A 17,072-nucleotide genomic window follows, 5' to 3' on the forward strand; every position below is an offset into this window, starting at 1 on the left:
CACCTACAGCCGTTTCATGGCCGGCATCAAGAAGGCCGCGATCGAGATCGATCGCAAGATGCTCGCCGACATGGCGGTCAACGATCCGGCTGCTTTCGGCAGCATCGTCGAGAAGGTGAAGGCCCAGCTCGCTTGACCGGCACCGGGCCCGCGCGGCCCGCTGTACCTTGCAAGGGCCGAGGCGCAAGCGTCGGCCCTTTGCTTTTTCCGAACGCGATTCGCGAACATCGAAACTTCTAGATGGAAGCATTCACTGAACTTGCGCAGCGTGCCGAGCAGGCGTTCGGCGCAGCACGCACGCCGGCCGAGCTCGAGGACGCCAAGGCGCGTTTCCTCGGCAAAAGCGGCGAGCTGACCGCGCAGATGAAGCAGCTCGCCAGCCTCGCAGCCGACGAGAAGAAGGCGCGCGGCGCCGAAATCAATGCGGCCAAGCAAAAGGTCGAAGCGCTGCTCTCGGCCCGGCGCCAGGCGCTCGCCGAGGCCGAGTTGGCACTGCAACTGCGCGCCGAGTCGCTCGATGTCACCTTGCCGGGCCGGCGCCGCGGCACCGGCGGCCTGCACCCGATCACCCGGGCCATGGAGCGCATCGAAGCCATCTTCGGCTCGATGGGCTTCGAGGTCGCCGATGGGCCCGAGATCGAGACCGACTGGTTCAACTTCACCGCGCTCAACACGCCGGCAGACCACCCGGCGCGCTCCATGCACGACACCTTTTACGTGGATGTCGGTCTCCCGGCTGCGAGTGCGCAGCCGACCCCCCAGGGGGGGCAAACTGTTGCTGGGAGCAGCCCGGCGAACGGCTCGAGCGGCGGTCATGTGCTGCGCACGCACACCAGCCCGATGCAGATTCGCCATGCCGTGCGCCACGTCAAGGCGCACCGCGCTGCGCTCGATGCGGGGTTGCCGATGCCCGAGATTCGCGTCATCGCGCCGGGACGCACGTATCGCGTCGACAGCGACGCCACGCATTCGCCGATGTTTCACCAGGTCGAAGGCCTGTGGATCGGCGAGAACATCAGCTTCAAGGATCTGAAGTCGGTGTACGTGAGCTTCATCCGGGCTTTCTTCGAGACCAGCGACCTGCAGATCCGCTTTCGGCCGAGCTACTTTCCCTTCACGGAACCGAGCGCCGAGATCGACATGATGTTCGGCAGCGGGCCGCTCAAAGGCCGTTGGCTCGAAGTGTCGGGCTCCGGCCAGGTGCACCCGCAGGTGATCCGCAACATGGGTCTCGACCCCGAGCGCTACATCGGCTTTGCCTTCGGATCGGGTATCGACCGGCTCGCCATGCTGCGCTACGGTGTGGCGGACCTGCGGCTGTTCTTCGACGGCGACCTGCGCTTCCTGTCCCAGTTCAAGTGATTCGACGACGCGAACATGCAATTTCCTGAATCCTGGTTGCGCGAGTTCTGCAATCCGCCGCTTTCCACCGTCGAGGTGGCCGACAAGCTCACCATGGCGGGGCTCGAGGTCGAGGAACTGCGGCCCGTCGCGCCGCCGTTCGACAAGGTGGTCGTGGCTCAGGTGCTGGCAGTCGCCAGGCACCCGAACGCCGACCGGCTCAATGTGTGCGAGGTCGATGTCGGAGGCGGCAGCCTGCTTTCCATCGTCTGCGGCGCACCCAACGTGCGCACCGGCATCAAGGTGCCCTGCGCGCTGGTCGGCGCCGAGTTGCCGCCGGCACAGGTGGGTGGCGAGCCGTTCACGATCAAGCTCGGTCGACTGCGCGGCGTGGAAAGCCAGGGCATGTTGTGCTCGGCGAAGGAGCTGAAACTTTCGGAAGAGCAGGGCGGTCTGCTCGTGCTGGCCGATGACGCGCCGGTCGGGCAAAGCATTCGCCAGCACCTGGAGCTCGACGACACGCTGTTCACGCTCAAGCTCACGCCCAATCTGGCGCATTGCCTGAGCGTCTTCGGCATCGCGCGTGAACTCAGCGCGCTGACCGGCGCGCCGCTGCAAACGCCGGCGATCACGCCCGTCGTGCCTGTACACGACGCAAAGCTGCCGGTGCACATCGAAGCGCCCGACCTGTGCGGCCGTTTTTCCGGCCGCATCGTGCGCGGCGTGAACCCGCAAGCGGCCACGCCGGGTTGGATGGTCGAGCGCCTGGCGCGCTGCGGCCAGCGCTCGGTGAGCGCGCTGGTCGATATCTCCAACTACGTGATGTTCGAGGTCGGCCGCCCTTCGCACATCTTCGATCTCGACAAGTTGCATGGCGCACTCCACGTGCGCTGGGGCCGGCCGGGCGAGCGGCTGGAACTGCTGAACGGCAGCACGGTGGAGGTCGATGGCACGGTGGGCGTGATCGCCGACGAGCGCCAGGCCGAATCACTCGCCGGCATCATGGGCGGGCAGGCCACTGCGGTCGGTGATGACACCCGCAATGTGTATGTCGAGGCGGCCTTCTGGTGGCCGCAGGCAGTGGCCGGTCGTTCGCGTCGCTACAACTTCTCGACCGACGCCGGCCACCGCTTCGAGCGCGGCGTCGATCCGGCGCTGACCGTGGCGCACATCGAGCGCATCACGCACTTGATCGTCGACATCTGCGGCGGCGAACCCGGGCCGATGGACGACCAGACCACAGCCCTCCCCGAGCGCAAGCCGGTCACCTTGAGGGTCGCCCGCGCTGCCAAGGTCATCGGCATGCCGGTCACCCAGCCGCAGTGCGCGCAGGTTTTCCGTCGGCTAGGCCTCGAGTTCACCGAAGGCGAGGGCACGATCACCGTCACGCCGCCGAGCTGGCGCTTCGATCTGCAGATCGAGGAAGACCTGATCGAGGAAGTAGTCCGTATCCTGGGCTACTCGCTGCTGCCCGATACGCCCCCGCTCGCGCCGGTGACGCCGCTCGTGCGCTCCGAAGCGCGGCGCGGTTTGCACATGCTGCGCCACACGGTCGCCGCGCTCGACTATCAGGAAACCGTTAACTTCAGCTTCGTCGAGGAGCGCTGGGAGCGCGAGCTCGCCGGCAACGAGCAACCGATCCGGCTGCTCAACCCGATCGCCGCGCCGCTGGCCGTCATGCGCTCCAGCCTGATGGGCAGCCTGATCGGCGTGCTGCGCTTGAACCTCGCCCGCAAGGCGGCGCGCGTGCGCGTGTTCGAGATCGGCCGGGTCTTCCTGCGCGATGCTTCGGTAGCCGACAGCGACAGCAGCGTGGCCGGCGTAGATCAGCCCTTGCGAGTGAGCGCCCTGGCCTACGGACCGGTCGATACCTTGCAATGGAGTGCGCCCGAACGCGCAGTCGATTTCTTCGACATCAAGGGCGATGTCGAGGCTCTGCTCGCGCCGCGCAAGCCGCGCTTTGTGCCGGCCGAGCATGCCGCGCTGCACCCGGGCCGCAGCGCCCGCGTCGAGCTCGACGGCGTGGCAATCGGCTGGGTGGGCGAGCTGCACCCGCGCTGGCGGCAGGCCTACGAATTGCCGCAGGCCCCCGTGCTGTTCGAACTCGACGCCGACGTGCTGGCAGGCGGGCAGCTGCCGGCTTATGCGCCCATCGCCCGGCAGCAGGCGGCCGTGCGCGACATTGCCGTGATCGTCGGCGAATCCGTCACACACGAAGCCCTGCTGCAGGTCATTGCCGGGGCGCCAACCGGCGGCCTCGTGCGAGATGCGCGCCTGTTCGACGTCTACCGTCCAAAAGTGCCGACCGCGGACCTCGGGGCGGGCGAGCGCAGTCTCGCGGTGCGCCTCGAACTGCTCGACGACGACGCTACGCTGACCGACGAGCGCATCGACTCTGCGGTCAAGAGCGTCCTGGAAGCGTTGCTCGCCCGCCTCGGCGCGCGCCTGCGTGCCTGAACCGAAGAAGAAGGAGCGACGACCCATGGACAGAGCCATTCTTCCCACGCTCGAGACGCCGACCCTGACGAAAGCCGAGCTCGCCGAGCTCCTTTTCGAGCGGCTCGGCCTGAACAAGCGCGAGTCCAAGGACATGGTCGAAGCCTTTTTCGAGCTGATCCATACCCAGCTCGTCGATGGCAACGATGCCAAACTGTCGGGTTTCGGCAACTTTCAGATACGTCGCAAGGCCCCGAGACCGGGCAGAAACCCGCGCACGGGCGAAGCGATACCGATCAAGGCGCGCAATGTGGTGACTTTTCACGCCAGCCACAAACTCAAGGGGGTCGTCCAAGGCGACATCCCCGTTGGGGAGAACTTCGAGTAAAGTCTTAGCTCATCGCCCACAAGCCATTGATTCAAATGGAAAAAGCGCTTCCGCCAATCCCTGCCAAGCGCTATTTCACGATCGGTGAGGTGAGCGAGCTGTGCGGCGTCAAGCCCTATGTGCTGCGCTATTGGGAACAAGAGTTCACCCAGCTCAAGCCCATGAAACGGCGCGGCAACCGGCGCTACTACCAGCACCACGAAGTGCTGCTCATCCGCCGGATCCGGGAACTGCTCTATGAGCAGGGTTTCACCATCAGCGGCGCCCGCAACCGCCTGAGCGAAAGCGCCTCGCGCGCAGCCGCGTCGGCCCCGGCGGCCGAGCCGGCCTGGCCACCGGCTTCTGCCCACGACGGTGACGGCGCGGCCGACCCGTTCAACGAAGACCACGAAGATCCCCACGAGGACGAAGAAACCGAAGCGGTCGAGGCCGTTGCGGCGCGAGCCCATTCCGTGGCGGTGACTTCGGTGCGCGTGGGCCCGGCGCCCACTGCGGCGGCGATGCGCAGCGAGCTGCTTTCGATCCGACGGCTGTTGACGCTTTAGCTGTTTGGTCGGGGCCTCGCCGCTGGCAGGCTGCCTTGGCGATCCTCCGGCTGGGTACGCACAGCGCGGTTGATCGTCGCCATCGTCCTCACGGCGACCGTGATTCCTTGCGATGTGGCCCGGATTGCGGCTGCAATTGCGTTGGTTGCCGCTGCTGCGCTTGAATGCCTTTCTTGCGCGCAGCCGGAAGCGGTGTCGCCGACTTCGTTCAGCGTTCGATAAACGCCGCCACCCTGTTCTTGTCGTCCATCGGCGGATGATAGGGGCCGGGTTTGCGGCGATGGCCGTGCCGTTGGGCCGGCGGAGCGGGTCGGAAAGAGAAAAGGGTCAGCAGACTTTCATCTGCTGACCCTTGGTTTTTTCTGGTCGGGACGGCGGGATTCGAACTCGCGACCCCTTGCACCCCATGCAAGTGCGCTACCAGGCTGCGCTACGCCCCGTCAGGGGTGGGAGTATAGCGGCGCCATCCGTGCAGCGACTTGTAGTGCCTCAGCCGCAAGGCGTGGGTTCCTCGCACTTCAGGCGATGTCGCCGCAATGCAGCCCGAAGGCGCCGCGGGCGCGGTCGGCGAAATAGCAGCGCAGGGTTTCGCGCACGGTGCGAAAGGCGAGTTCGTCCCAGGGGATCTCGTCTTCGCGGAATAGCTGCACCTCGAGCGATTCGATGCCCGGCGCGAAGTCGGTGTCATGCAGTTCGGCGCGGTAGAAGAAGTGCACCTGACCGACCCGCACAACGTTCAGCACCGAGAACAGACCCTGCAGCGTGACGCGCGCGCCGGCTTCTTCGGTGGTCTCGCGCAGGGCGCCTTCTTCGGTGGTTTCGCCCAGCTCCATGAAGCCGGCCGGCAGGGTCCACAGGCCGTAGCGCGGCTCGATGGCGCGGCGGCACAGCAGCACCTGATCGCGCCACACGGGCAGGGTGCCGACGACGTTGAGCGGGTTCTCGTAGTGGATGGCGCCGCAGGCGCCGCAGACGGCGCGCTCGCGGTTGTCGTCGGCCGGGACGCGGTACTCGGCGGCGCCGCCGCAGGTCTTGCAATGCCGGATGCTGCGTGCCTGGAACATGGCGATCGAGTGTAGCGGCGTGCTTGCCGCGAGCATGGCGTGGGGCGGCTGCGAAAGCCCTGCGTGGCATCATCGAAAGCCGTCTTCTGCTGACTGCCCCACCATGAGCCACGTCATCGCTCCGCCGCCCGTTCCCAGCGTTGCGGTACACGCGCAAACCCAGCGCTTCCCGGTGCGCCGCATCTACTGCGTGGGCCGCAACTACGCCGCGCATGCGGTCGAGATGGGCGGCACCGGCCGCGAGGCACCGTTCTTCTTCATGAAGCCGGGCGATGCGGTGTTGCCCGTGGCGGCCGGCGAGACCGGCACCTTGACTTATCCCAGCCTCACCCGCGACCTGCACCACGAGGTGGAGCTGGTGGTGGCGATCGGTCAGGGCGGGCGTGACATTCCTGCGGCTCGCGCGCTCGAGCATGTGTGGGGCTATGCCGTCGGCCTGGACATGACGCGGCGCGACCTGCAGGCCGAGATGAAAAAGGCCGGCCGGCCGTGGAGCATCGGCAAGGCCTTCGAGGGTTCGGCCCCGATCGGTGCGATCACGCCCGCGGCGTACGTGCCTGGCATCGGCACGGCGGCGATCGGATTGGTGGTGAACGGCAAGCCGCGCCAGGCCGGCCGCATCGACCAGATGATCTGGAACGTGGCCGAGGTGATCGAGCATCTGTCGGCCGCCTGGGTGCTTGCGCCGGGCGACCTCATCTACACCGGCACGCCGGAAGGCGTGGCGGCGGTCGTTGCGGGCGAAGTGCTCGAGGCGAGCATCGAGGGCCTGGACGCGCTGCGGGTGCGCATCGGCTGAGCCATAGGGAAGCGAGGTCATGGAGCTCTACAGCTACTGCCGTTCCTCGGCCTCGTTCCGGGTGCGCATTGCGCTCGAACTCAAGGGCCTGGCCTACGACTACCGCGCGGTGCAGCTCGTCAGGAACGAGCAGTTCGGTGAAGCCTATGCAGCGGTGTCGGCGGCGCGACTGGTGCCGCAGCTCGTCGATGGCGAGGTTTCGATCGGGCAATCTCTGGCGATCATCGAGTACCTCGACGAGCGGCATCCGCAGTCGCCCTTGCTGCCGGGCAATGCCGCGGCGCGCGCACGCATGCGCTCGTTGGCGCTCGACATCGCCTGCGAGATCCACCCGCTCAACAACCTGCGCGTGCTGCGCTACCTGGTGCGTGAGATGAAGGTCGGCGACGACGCCAAGAACGCCTGGTACCGGCACTGGGTGGAAGAGGGCCTGGCGGTGGTCGAGCGGCGTCTCGCCGGGGAGTCGCAGACCGGTCGCCACTGCCACGGCGATGAGCCGACCTTGCCCGACTGCGTGCTGGTGCCGCAGATCTTTAATGCGCAGCGCTACGGGTGCCGGCTCGACCATGTGCCGACCGTGATGCGCATCTTCGAGGCCTGCATGCAATTGCCGGCCTTCCAGCGGGCTCAACCCTCGGCGTGCCCGGACTTCGAGCCATGAAGCCGACGCTGGCCGGCGCGCTGCTGCCTCGTCTTTGCACGCCCGGCGTGGCGGCGCTGATGAGCACGCGCGCGGGCGGCGTGAGCGGCGGCGCGTTCGACAGCCTGAACCTCGGCGTTGCGGTGGGCGACGAGCCCGAGGCCGTGGCCGAGAACCGGCGGCGCTTCGCGGCGGCGCTCGGCGCTGAGCCGGTCTTCTTGCGCCAGGTCCATGGCACACGCGTCGTGCGCTTGCCCCTGGCCGGCGAGGTGGTGCGACAGACCGTGGGCAACGGCGGTGTGCCGCTTCGCTCGCACGAGGCGTGGTCCATCGCCGGGAAGGCGGTGCCGCAGGCCGGCGGCAGCCCGACGAGCGATGGCGGTACCGCACCCGAAGCCGACGCCAGTTTCACCACCGAGCCGGGCATGGCCTGCGTGATCCAGGCGGCCGACTGTCTGCCGGTGCTGTTCGCCGCTCCGAATGGGCGGGGCGTGGCGGCTGCGCACGCCGGTTGGCGTGGCCTGGCCGCCGGCGTGCTGGAGCAAACGGTCGCGGCGCTGTGCAAGGCCGCCGGCTGCACGCCCGAGGCATTGCGCGTGTGGCTGGGCCCGTGCATCGGGCCGCGGCAGTTCGAGGTGGGTGCGGAGGTGCCGGCGGCTTTCGGGGTCGAGCGCGGCGGCAGATCACCGCGCTTCGAGGCTCAGGGCGGCGAGCGGTGGCTGGCCGATCTGCCGGGCCTGGCTCGTGATCGGCTCACGGCCTGCGGCGTCGACGTGAACCGCATCGGCGGAGGCCACTGGTGCACGGTCGAGGACGAATCACGCTTCTTCTCGCACCGGCGCGACCGGCCCCGGCTCGGCAGCAGCGGGCGTCTGGCCGCTGCCATCTGGATTGAGCGGGCCTGACGACTCCGCGGTCGCGGCACGGGCGTTGCCTTGCTGCTCGGTTGCCTGCGCTGTCTGTGCCGCCTCGGCGCGACGGCGGGCATTGCGCCGCGCCGGCGTGCCCAGCAGATACATCATCAGCGCGACCGGCCCCAACCCGTACAGCAGGAAGGTGAACACCGCGCCGAGCACGCTGCCCTGGCTGTGGACGGCCTCTGCCACGGCCATCATCAGCGCGACATAAAGCCAGGCAATCGCGACAAGGTACATCAGGTTGGCGGGTTCGGGTACTGCGGCGATATCGGCGCAGGGCGAGCGGCACGGCCGTTCGGTTTTGCGCAGGGCAGAGCAGGATAATCGGCCCCAGCCGAAGAGCGCGTCCAAGGGCCGTTGCAAGACCCCGCATCCGTTTCATCATCCGCCGTCGGCCGCCGGCGCGGCGCTCGGAAACAAGCAGCAGGAGGAGACGCATGAACAAGGATGCCGCGGGCTGGCCCGGTGGGTTGCCGGGAATGAACGTCGCACAGTCGGCCCAGCAGCTTGCCGAGGGCTGGAGTCAGGCGCTCAAGGGCATGACCGGTCTCAGCCTGCCTGCGCAGGCGCTCCCGGAGTTGCAGGCGAGCTATCTGCGCGACGCCGCGGCGCTGTGGAACGCGGCGGCAGACTCGCAGGATCCTCCCAAGCCCGGCCTCGGCGACCGCCGTTTCGCCGCCCCTGACTGGCTCGCGAATTCGAGCGCCGCCTACATGGCGGGCATGTACCTGCTGAATGCGCGCACGCTGCTGAAGATGGCCGACGAGGTGCAGGCCGACGAGAAGACGCGCCAGCGCCTGCGATTTGCGGTGCAGCAGTGGGTGGATGCCGCCGCGCCGTCGAATTACCTTGCGCTCAACCCCGAGGCGCAGCGCAAGGCGCTGGAGAGCAAGGGCGAAAGCATCGCCCAGGGCCTGCAGCATCTGTGGCACGACATCCGCCAGGGCCACCTCTCGCAGACCGACGAGAGCGTGTTCGAGGTCGGCCGCAATGTGGCCACCACGGCGGGCAGCGTGGTGTTCGAGAACGAGCTGTTCCAGCTTATCGAATACGCACCGATCACCGCCAAGGTCCATGAACGGCCGCTGCTGATCGTGCCGCCCTGCATCAACAAGTTCTACATCCTCGACCTGCAGCCGGAAAACTCGCTCGTGCGCTATGCGCTCGGCCAGGGCCAGCGCGTGTTCATGCTGAGCTGGGTGAATGCCGGCGAGAACATCGGCGACAAGACCTGGGACGACTACATCGAAGACGGCGTGATGCGCGCCATCGCCGAGGTGCAGGCCATCAGCCGGCAGGAGCAGATCAACACGCTCGGCTTTTGCATCGGCGGCACCTTGCTGGCCTGCGCGCTGGCGGTGCAGGCGTCACGCGGCGAGGAACCGGCGGCCAGCCTGACACTGTTGACGGCGTTTCTCGACTTCAGCGACACCGGCATCCTCGATCTCTTCGTCGACGAGAACATGGTGCAGATGCGCGAGAGGGCACTCGCCCAGGGCGGCCTGCTCAAGGGCCGCGAACTGGCCGCCACCTTCAGCTTCCTGCGGCCCAACGATCTGGTGTGGAACTACGTGGTCGGCAACTACCTCAAGGGCGAGACGCCACCGCCTTTCGACCTGCTGTACTGGAACTCGGACTCGACCAATCTGCCGGGCCCCATGTATTGCTGGTACCTGCGCCACACCTACCTCGAGAACAACCTCGTCGAACCGGGCAAGGCGACGGTGTGCGGCGAGCCGCTCGACCTGCGGCTGATCGATGTGCCGGCCTTCATCTACGCCTCTCGCGAGGACCACATCGTGCCGTGGCAGAGCGCCTACACCAGCACGCAGGTGCTGCCCGGCAAGAAGCAGTTCGTGCTCGGCGCCTCCGGCCACATCGCCGGCGTGATCAATCCGCCCGAGAAGAAGAAGCGCAGCCACTGGATCAACGGCAAGCTGCCGAAGACCGCTGACGCCTGGTTCGAGGGAGCGACCGAGCACGCCGGCAGTTGGTGGCCGGCGTGGACGGCCTGGCTCACGCCGCAGTCGGGCAAGCTGGTTGCCGCACCCAAGGCTGCCGGCGGGCGCACCCGCAAGGCCATCGAGCCGGCGCCCGGCCGCTACGTCAAGGCCCGGGCCTGAGCCGGCGGCGACCAGCGCATCGATCGACATACTTCCCTTTTCCGCGCGTTATTCCCATCCACGACCTTTCAACGGAGCCTCCAGGAGCAAGCCCATGAGTACCGACATCGTCATCGTCGCCGCCACCCGCACAGCCGTCGGCAAGTTCGGCGGCGCACTCGCCAAGACCCCGGCGCCCGAACTGGGTGCGGCCGTCATCAAGTCGCTGCTCGAGCGCAGCAAGCTGCAGGCCGACCAGGTCAGCCAGGTCATCCTGGGCCAGGTGCTCACCGCCGGCAGCGGCCAGAACCCCGCGCGCCAGGCCATGATCAAGGCCGGCCTGCCGCACGCGGTGCCGGCGATGACGATCAACGTGGTGTGCGGCTCGGGCCTGAAGGCCGTGATGCTGGCTGCGCAGGCGATCCGAGACGGCGATGCAGAGATCGTGATCGCCGGCGGGCAGGAGAGCATGAGCCTCGCACCGCACGCCCTGATGGGCTCGCGCGAGGGCCAGCGCATGGGCGACTGGAAGATGGTCGACACCATGATCACTGACGGCCTGTGGGACGTGTACAACCAGTACCACATGGGCATCACCGCCGAGAACGTGGCCAAGAAGTACGGCATCACGCGCGAGCAACAGGACGCGCTGGCCTTGGCTTCGCAGCAAAAGGCCGCAGCCGCGCAGGACGCGGGCAGGTTCAAGGACGAGATCACGCCGTTTTCCATAGTCCAGAGAAAGGGCGATCCGATCGTGTTCGCCGCCGACGAATTCATCAACCGCAAGTCGAACGCGGAAAGTCTGGCCGGCCTGCGCCCCGCTTTCGACAAGGCCGGCGGCGTGACGGCCGGCAACGCCTCGGGGCTGAACGACGGCGCCGCAGCCGTGCTGGTGATGAGCGCCGCCAAGGCCGAACAGCTCGGCCTGAAGCCCATGGCCCGCATCGCCTCCTATGCCACAGCCGGCCTCGACCCCTCTCTGATGGGCATGGGCCCGGTACCGGCCAGCCAGATCGCGCTCAAGCGTGCCGGCTGGAAGGCGGCCGACCTCGATCTGCTGGAGATCAACGAGGCTTTCGCGGCCCAGGCCTGCGCCGTCAACAACGAGATGGGCTGGGACACCAGCAAGATCAACGTCAACGGCGGCGCGATCGCCATCGGCCACCCGATCGGCGCTTCCGGCTGCCGCGTGCTGGTGACCCTGCTGCACGAGATGCAGCGGCGCGACGCCAAGCGCGGCATCGCCTCGCTGTGCATCGGCGGCGGCATGGGCGTGGCGCTGACGGTGGAGCGCTGAGCAGGCATTTCATTGCGCACTGCCGCCTTGTTTCATGTTCGAACGCGTGGAGCAGGGCGGCGCAGACCGAGCGGTAAGTTCGAGGGCGCGAGAGACTTTCGACCCGGGCGAACCCGGTTGACCTTGCAAGGGTCCCGCGCGACGCTCGCTGTTCCCACAACACGCATCTATCGAGGAGTACCGAACCATGAGCAAGAAGCTCGCATACGTCACCGGCGGCATGGGTGGCATCGGCACTTCGCTGTGCCAACGGCTCCATAAGGACGGCTACACGGTCGTGGCGGGTTGCGGCCCGAGCCGCGATTTCAAGAAGTGGATCGACGAGCAGGCCGCGCTCGGCTACACCTTTTACAGTTCAGTGGGCAACGTTTCGGACTGGGACTCGACGACCGCAGCCTTCAAGGCGGTCAAGGCCGAGCATGGCCCGGTCAGCGTGCTTGTCAACAACGCCGGCATCACGCGCGACGGCATGTTCCGCAAGATGAGCCGCGAAGACTGGCAGATGGTGATTGACACCAACCTCAACAGCCTGTTCAACGTGACCAAGCAGGTCATCGACGAGATGACCGAGGCCGGTTGGGGCCGCATCATCAACATCTCTTCCGTCAACGGCGCGAAAGGCCAGTTCGGCCAGACCAACTACTCGGCCGCCAAGGCCGGCATGCACGGCTTCACGATGGCGCTGGCGCAGGAGGTGGCGAGCAAGGGCGTGACGGTCAATACCGTGAGCCCCGGCTACATCGGCACCGAGATGGTCCGCGCGATCCGCCAGGACGTGCTCGACAAGATCGTCGCCACCATTCCGGTCAAGCGCCTGGGCACGCCGGAAGACATCGCTTCGATGGTGTCGTGGGTGGCATCCGAGGAATCGGGTTTTGCCACCGGCGCCGATTTCTCGGTGAACGGTGGTTTGCACATGGGGTAAGAGCCGAATCGGCTGAGAGGGGCCCCGGCCGCAGGCTGGGGATCGAAGCGCACGGCGTCACCCCAACCGACCTTCTTCCAGCGCCGCCAGCCGCTCCAGCGCCGCACAAACCTCTGCGAACGATCCGCCGATCGCGGCGCGCCGCTGGTCGTGCGGATCGAGGGTCATCCAGAAACGCTGCGCGGCGCGACGGGCGCTGCCCACCGCGACACTGGCTGCGGGCCGCGTGCGAAACGGGGTCAGCGGCGCGAGCGATGAGAAGGGCACCGCAGCCCGTGCGTGCGACTTGCCCACGGGGCGAGCCCTCGAACGGCGAAACACCAACGCCGGCACGGCGGCAGGCCTTTCCTGCATAAACGTCATCTGCCACCAGCGCCGCAGCGGATTCAACAAGAGCGTGACCATTCCGAATCTCCTATTCAAGGAAGTTCGGCAGGATTGAAATGCGATGCCGTTCTGCGGGACCCGCGCTCAACGGCGCGCATGCCCGCCACCCGCAGACGGCAAAAAAACGTTCAAGGCGACAAACGGTCGCCCCGCTTGGCCTTTACATCAGCTTCATCGCGAGCGGGACTCTTCACCTGCTTCGATCTGCCCGTAGAGCAGCTTGCGCTGTGCCGTGTAGTGCCACCAGGGCAGCGCAGCGGCGCCACGCATGAAATCAACGGCAGCCATGAAGGTGTCGAGCACGCAGGGGTCGTGGCGCTCGCCCGTCTTGGCGCACAAGGCCTGATAGAGCACGAAGGCGTCGCGCTGCACCAACTCACGCGGATGCAGGATGCCGATCAGGCGCAGGTTGGCGGCGAGCGCCGGGCCGATGTTCGGAATGTGTTCGAGCACGGTGCACTCGGCGGATTCGCGGGCCTTGGAAATGTTGGCGGCCATTGCACGCTCACATCAGCATGGTGTTGCGAATGAGCCCGACGGCCAGACCTTCGAGCTCGAAGTCGCCGCTTTCCGGCGAGACGACGAGGGTCTCGAAGTCCGGGTTCTCGGGGATCAGCTCGATGACGCCCCGGCTGCGCCGAAAGCGCTTGACCGTCACCTCGTTGTCGAGCCGCGCCACGACGATCTGGCCGTTCCTTGCTTCCTTGCTGCGCTGCACGGCCAGCAGGTCGCCATCGAGGATGCCCGCATCCCGCATGCTCATGCCGTGCACGCGCAGCAGGTAGTCGGGGCGGCGCGCGAACAAGCTGGCCTCGACGTGGTAGGTCTGGTCGACGTGCTCCTGGGCAAGGATGGGGCTACCGGCGGCGACTCGCCCGACCAATGGCAAGGCCAGTTGCGCCAGGCTTGGCAGCGGCAACGTGAACTGGCGATTGCGCGATGCGTTGAGAGAACGCAATGTGTCAGACTTCAAACGGATGCCGCGCGAGGTGCCGCCCACCAGCTCGATCACGCCCTTGCGTGCCAGCGCCTGCAAGTGCTCTTCGGCGGCGTTGGCGGAGCGAAAGCCCAGTTCGGTAGCGATTTCTGCCCGAGTCGGCGGCGAGCCGCTGCGCTCGATGGCACTCTGAATCAGCTCGAGGATCTGCTGTTGCCGGGCGGTGAGTTTCGGGGCGTCGTCCAAGCGGGTCTCCTTTTTCGGTGGCCTTCAGTGGCATTACGCCGGAGCCTCCGACTGGCGTTTCATCCAGTACCTGTATTTTTATCCAGCTTCTTCAGAAATGCAAAGCCTGTCTGCGCCAGCGCTCGCGCGTGTAGTCATCCTCGCCACGGGCGGCACCATCTCCGGCACTGCCGCATCGCCGACCGACACCCTGGGCTACACCGCAGGACAACTCGGCGTCGACCAGTTGGTGATGGCGGTGCCGCCCTTGGCTGGCAAAGACCTGGAGACCGAGCAACTCGCCCAGATCGACAGCAAGGACATGGACTTCGCCGTCTGGGAGTTGCTGGCCCGGCGCGCCGAATACCACTTGGCGCGCCCGGACGTCTCCGGCATCGTCGTCACGCATGGCACTGACACGCTGGAGGAAACCGCCTACTGGTTGCAGCGCGTGCTGGCACCGTTAAAGCCGGTGGTCCTGTGTTCTGCCATGCGCCCGGCGACGGCACTGCAGGCCGACGGTCCGCAGAACCTTCTCGATGCCGTGACCCTGGCTCTGGAGCCGGGCGCGAAGGGCGTTCTGGCCGTGCTGGCCGGCACGGTGCACGGTGCCTTCGACGTGCGCAAGACGCACACCCACCGGCTCGACGCCTTCGGTTCCGGAGACGCGGGGCCGATCGCGCGCGTGGAAGCGGGGCGTGTGCGCCGCCTGCGCGACTGGCCCCGTGGCACGCCCTTGGGCACGGCCTGCTTCGCTGGCGCGCGCTGGCCGCGGGTGGAGATCGTGCTGAGCCACGCCGGCGCTTGCGGGGCGATCGTGGATGCGCTGGTTTCGCACGGAGTGGATGGCCTGGTTGCTGCCGGCACCGGCAACGGAACGCTGCACCATGCGCTGGAGGCGGCGCTGCTTCGAGCCCAGGCGCAAGGCGTGGCCGTGCGGCGAACGACGCGCGTGGCCGACGGTCCGCTGCAAGACGCCGGCCCAGCCAGCCTGCCCGGCTGCGGCGCCCTCAGCGCAGTGCAGGCGCGCATCGAATTGATGCTGCAGCTGATGCTGGGCAATGAGCGCGGGCGGCAAGAGGCTGCCAACGTCTGGCCATCCGGGCCTGTGAAAGGGCTGTAACCCGTGCCGCTGAAAACCCGCGGCATCAGCAGTCCTTTGTGCGCCTTGCGGACGCGCCGCCGTCGCTGTTGTTAGCGTCCGCTTCTTGTTCCTGGAGAGCTCTCATGCAACGTCGTTCGCTGATCGCCGCCAGTGCTGCGGCTCCTCTCCTCGCTGCGCTGCCGGTGCGCATCGCGTCCGCGCACCACGGGTGGAGCGGCTACGACGTGCGCCGCCCGCTTTATCTCGAAGGCCGTGTTGTGATGGTGCGCTGGGCCAATCCCCACGCGCACCTCGAACTGAAGCCGGCGGCCGACCTGAGCCTGCCGGCCGATCTGGTTCGCCGCACTCTGCCGGCGCAGCAGGCGTCGGTCGATACAGCCGAGGTGCTGGGCAACGCCCAACTGCCCAAGCGGCGGGGAGAACCCTGGACGCTCGAGCTGGCGCCGCTGTTTCGCATGCAGGCCTGGGACATCACGCCGCTCGAAGTGGGCGACACCATTTCGCTGATCGGCTATGCGGCCCCACAGGAAGAGGGCCCGGCGGTCATGCGGGTCGAGTTCCTGTTCGCCAACGGCAAGGCCTATGGCCTGCGGTCGGCGCCCGCCTGAGCGGGTGGCGCGTCCGGTACCCCGGCTTCGGCCTGCGCGGTGGCGCCGGGCGCTGGAGGCCAGTCGAGCAGCCGGAAGCGGCGCAAAGCGCCGGGCTCACCGTTGTCGAAGCTGCGTTCGAAAACCTGCGTGATCGAGCGCCCTTCGATGCGTTCGCTGATCAGCACGGTCGAGCAGCGGGTGCCGTAGCGGCCATCGGTCGTGCGGATGAAGGCGGACGAGAGTTCGCGCTCCCGATCCAGCGGGATGCCGGTCGTTGGCAGGTCGGTATCCGCAGCGATGCGCCGGTCTGCGAGGGCGTCGAAGAGCCTGAAAGCGAGCGCTTCGGCCGACTCCTCGGCCTCGCTCGACTGCAGCGCCGCGCCCAACTGTCGCTTGAGCCGCTCGGTCTTCGGCCAAGGCGTGTCGAGCGCCGCGTTCGACAAGCCGTAGAGCCCGGTGACCAGGCGCTGCGGCGGCAGACCGGTGTTGCTGGCCCATGTCCATTCGCGTGCAGCCAGATCGGCGGCGACGAGGTTGAAGCCGTTGTAGCCGGCGCCGGCCCACTCGCGCCAGCACGCATCGAAGCTCGCTTCGCTACGCAGCCAGTGCACAACCAGTTCTCCGCGTGACGGTGCCGCGTCCCGAACGGCTGATGGGGCGCGCACGTTCGTCACCAGCGCCAGCCGGCCGGCCGCATTCAAACCGAACCAGGTGCCGCCGGCTCGCAGATCCCGACCGGCCAGCAGCGCCGGGCCGCCGCCCGGCGGCGTCCACCAGTCCAGTCCGGCGGCGGGACGCTCGAAGAACTCGTCGCGGTTCGACGCCATCACCACCGGAAAGCGCGGGCTCTGCCCGAGCGCCATCGCTACGAGGCACATTCAGTGAAGTGCTCCACGTGCCGAGGGCCGGTCAGGTGCGCCTGCAGTGATTCAGCGGCGCGTTCGATGGCCGCGGCCAGCGCGACGGGGTTGGCGCCGTCCGGCAGCCGGTAGATTTCCATCCAAGTTTGAAGTCCGTCGCGCACATCGGGGCGGCGCAGCAGCCGCGCTTGCAGCCCGGGATGTACGTCGCACAACTGCGCTTGCATCTGCTGCACGGCGGCAGCCAAGGCCTCGGCGCGCACCGGCTCGGCGCGGTAGTAGATGAAGAGCTCGTGGCCGGGCGCGGACGAAGGCGCAGCCATCGGGCTTCAGTTCAGTGCGGCAGTCTGTTGCGGTATCGCCGCCGTCGAGTTCGGCAGCGCATAGGGCAGGGCGCGCAGCGTCAACGCCGGCCCGTCGGCGCTGCCCAGGTGCAGGCTGCCGCTCTCGAGCGCGGCGAGCTTCAGCTCCACCAACGCGTCGTGGCCGCCGCCCGGCGCCGGCGCCGCTGCGG

General features: G+C 67.5%; 20 protein-coding genes, 1 tRNA gene and 1 pseudogene. 13 read left to right on the top strand and 9 right to left on the bottom strand.

Translation table 11 applies throughout. The annotated features are described in order from the left end of the window. The 5 genes from H0W40_RS14770 to H0W40_RS14790 form a co-directional block, all read left to right on the top strand. Positions 1-136, top strand: a 136-nt coding sequence (locus H0W40_RS14770; RefSeq protein WP_292447586.1) for a 50S ribosomal protein L20, incomplete at its 5' end; no start/stop codon positions are given. 104 nt (positions 137-240) lie between these two features. Next, positions 241-1,362: a phenylalanine--tRNA ligase subunit alpha gene (pheS, locus tag H0W40_RS14775; RefSeq protein WP_292447544.1), complete on the top strand. Its 1,122-nt coding sequence runs from the start codon at positions 241-243 to the stop codon at positions 1,360-1,362. Positions 1,363-1,377: 15 nt separating this feature from the next. Continuing rightward, positions 1,378-3,798 carry a phenylalanine--tRNA ligase subunit beta gene (gene pheT / locus H0W40_RS14780; protein ID WP_292447547.1) on the top strand — a complete coding sequence of 807 codons (2,421 nt, stop codon included), beginning with the start codon at positions 1,378-1,380 and terminating at the stop codon, positions 3,796-3,798. A gap of 25 nt (positions 3,799-3,823) precedes the next feature. Continuing rightward, positions 3,824-4,165: an integration host factor subunit alpha gene (locus H0W40_RS14785; RefSeq protein WP_292447548.1), complete on the top strand. Its 342-nt coding sequence runs from the start codon at positions 3,824-3,826 to the stop codon at positions 4,163-4,165. Between the two features lie 35 nt (positions 4,166-4,200). Beyond that, positions 4,201-4,710 carry a MerR family transcriptional regulator gene (locus H0W40_RS14790; RefSeq protein ID WP_292447551.1) on the top strand — a complete coding sequence of 170 codons (510 nt, stop codon included), beginning with the start codon at positions 4,201-4,203 and terminating at the stop codon, positions 4,708-4,710. A 363-nt stretch (positions 4,711-5,073) separates the two neighbouring features. On the opposite strand, the gene H0W40_RS14795 is transcribed toward H0W40_RS14790, so the two are convergent. Both H0W40_RS14795 and H0W40_RS14800 read right to left on the bottom strand, forming a co-directional pair. Beyond that, positions 5,074-5,150: transfer RNA gene (locus tag H0W40_RS14795), tRNA-Pro, on the bottom strand. A gap of 78 nt (positions 5,151-5,228) precedes the next feature. After that, positions 5,229-5,774 carry an NUDIX hydrolase gene (locus tag H0W40_RS14800; RefSeq protein WP_292447553.1) on the bottom strand — a complete coding sequence of 182 codons (546 nt, stop codon included), beginning with the start codon at positions 5,772-5,774 and terminating at the stop codon, positions 5,229-5,231. Positions 5,775-5,877: 103 nt separating this feature from the next. Here H0W40_RS14800 and H0W40_RS14805 point away from each other — a divergent pair, with 103 nt between their 5' ends. The 3 genes from H0W40_RS14805 to pgeF are packed head-to-tail and all read left to right on the top strand — an operon-like array spanning position 5,878 to position 8,118. Continuing rightward, positions 5,878-6,573: a fumarylacetoacetate hydrolase family protein gene (locus H0W40_RS14805; RefSeq protein ID WP_292447555.1), complete on the top strand. Its 696-nt coding sequence runs from the start codon at positions 5,878-5,880 to the stop codon at positions 6,571-6,573. A 19-nt stretch (positions 6,574-6,592) separates the two neighbouring features. Next, positions 6,593-7,234: a maleylacetoacetate isomerase gene (maiA, locus tag H0W40_RS14810; RefSeq protein ID WP_292447557.1), complete on the top strand. Its 642-nt coding sequence runs from the start codon at positions 6,593-6,595 to the stop codon at positions 7,232-7,234. Continuing rightward, positions 7,231-8,118: a peptidoglycan editing factor PgeF gene (pgeF, locus tag H0W40_RS14815; RefSeq protein WP_292447560.1), complete on the top strand. Its 888-nt coding sequence runs from the start codon at positions 7,231-7,233 to the stop codon at positions 8,116-8,118. Before maiA ends, pgeF begins: the two co-directional genes overlap by 4 nt. On the opposite strand, the gene H0W40_RS14820 is transcribed toward pgeF, so the two are convergent. Continuing rightward, positions 8,032-8,481 (bottom strand): hypothetical protein, encoded by a 450-nt coding sequence (locus H0W40_RS14820; RefSeq protein WP_367153823.1) that lies wholly within the window; start codon positions 8,479-8,481, stop codon positions 8,032-8,034. The two genes, pgeF and H0W40_RS14820, sit on opposite strands and share 87 nt — an antisense overlap. Before the next feature lie 86 nt (positions 8,482-8,567). On the opposite strand from H0W40_RS14820, the gene H0W40_RS14825 reads away from it, so the two are divergent. From H0W40_RS14825 to phbB, 3 genes are all read left to right on the top strand, one after another. Further along, a complete protein-coding gene (locus tag H0W40_RS14825; protein WP_292447564.1) occupies positions 8,568-10,253 on the top strand; it encodes a class I poly(R)-hydroxyalkanoic acid synthase in 1,686 nt (561 codons plus the stop codon). A 94-nt stretch (positions 10,254-10,347) separates the two neighbouring features. After that, positions 10,348-11,529 carry an acetyl-CoA C-acetyltransferase gene (locus H0W40_RS14830; RefSeq protein ID WP_292447567.1) on the top strand — a complete coding sequence of 394 codons (1,182 nt, stop codon included), beginning with the start codon at positions 10,348-10,350 and terminating at the stop codon, positions 11,527-11,529. Between the two features lie 187 nt (positions 11,530-11,716). Continuing rightward, a complete protein-coding gene (gene phbB / locus H0W40_RS14835; RefSeq protein ID WP_292447570.1) occupies positions 11,717-12,454 on the top strand; it encodes an acetoacetyl-CoA reductase in 738 nt (245 codons plus the stop codon). Positions 12,455-12,511: 57 nt separating this feature from the next. Here the strand turns inward: phbB and H0W40_RS14840 are convergent, their stop codons facing one another. The 3 genes from H0W40_RS14840 to lexA form a co-directional block, all read right to left on the bottom strand. Next, positions 12,512-12,859, bottom strand: a complete 348-nt coding sequence (locus tag H0W40_RS14840; RefSeq protein ID WP_292447572.1) for a hypothetical protein — start codon at positions 12,857-12,859, stop codon at positions 12,512-12,514. A 153-nt stretch (positions 12,860-13,012) separates the two neighbouring features. Further along, positions 13,013-13,339: a helix-hairpin-helix domain-containing protein gene (locus H0W40_RS14845; RefSeq protein WP_292447574.1), complete on the bottom strand. Its 327-nt coding sequence runs from the start codon at positions 13,337-13,339 to the stop codon at positions 13,013-13,015. Positions 13,340-13,346: 7 nt separating this feature from the next. After that, entirely contained in the window at positions 13,347-14,024 is a 678-nt protein-coding gene (gene lexA, locus H0W40_RS14850; protein WP_292447577.1) for a transcriptional repressor LexA, read from the bottom strand. Positions 14,025-14,121: 97 nt separating this feature from the next. Between lexA and H0W40_RS14855 the strand changes: the two genes are divergently transcribed. Together H0W40_RS14855 and H0W40_RS14860 are read left to right on the top strand one after the other, a co-directional pair. Then, on the top strand, positions 14,122-15,126 hold the full coding sequence (locus H0W40_RS14855) for an asparaginase (protein ID WP_292447579.1): 1,005 nt from the start codon (positions 14,122-14,124) through the stop codon (positions 15,124-15,126). A 104-nt stretch (positions 15,127-15,230) separates the two neighbouring features. Continuing rightward, positions 15,231-15,716 (top strand): DUF6152 family protein, encoded by a 486-nt coding sequence (locus H0W40_RS14860; protein ID WP_292447581.1) that lies wholly within the window; start codon positions 15,231-15,233, stop codon positions 15,714-15,716. Here H0W40_RS14860 and H0W40_RS14865 read toward each other — a convergent pair. The 3 genes and pseudogenes from H0W40_RS14865 to H0W40_RS14875 form a co-directional block, all read right to left on the bottom strand. After that, positions 15,689-16,576 carry an NRDE family protein gene (locus H0W40_RS14865; protein ID WP_292447583.1) on the bottom strand — a complete coding sequence of 296 codons (888 nt, stop codon included), beginning with the start codon at positions 16,574-16,576 and terminating at the stop codon, positions 15,689-15,691. The two genes, H0W40_RS14860 and H0W40_RS14865, sit on opposite strands and share 28 nt — an antisense overlap. Beyond that, positions 16,564-16,881: a DUF4936 family protein gene (locus tag H0W40_RS14870; protein ID WP_292447584.1), complete on the bottom strand. Its 318-nt coding sequence runs from the start codon at positions 16,879-16,881 to the stop codon at positions 16,564-16,566. The genes H0W40_RS14865 and H0W40_RS14870 overlap by 13 nt, the downstream gene beginning before the upstream one ends. A gap of 6 nt (positions 16,882-16,887) precedes the next feature. Beyond that, a pseudogene (locus H0W40_RS14875) lies at positions 16,888-17,072 on the bottom strand (hypothetical protein); the annotation flags it as partial.

The organism is Methylibium sp. (assembly GCF_013817345.1).
Classification (GTDB): Bacteria; Pseudomonadota; Gammaproteobacteria; order Burkholderiales; family Burkholderiaceae_C; genus Methylibium.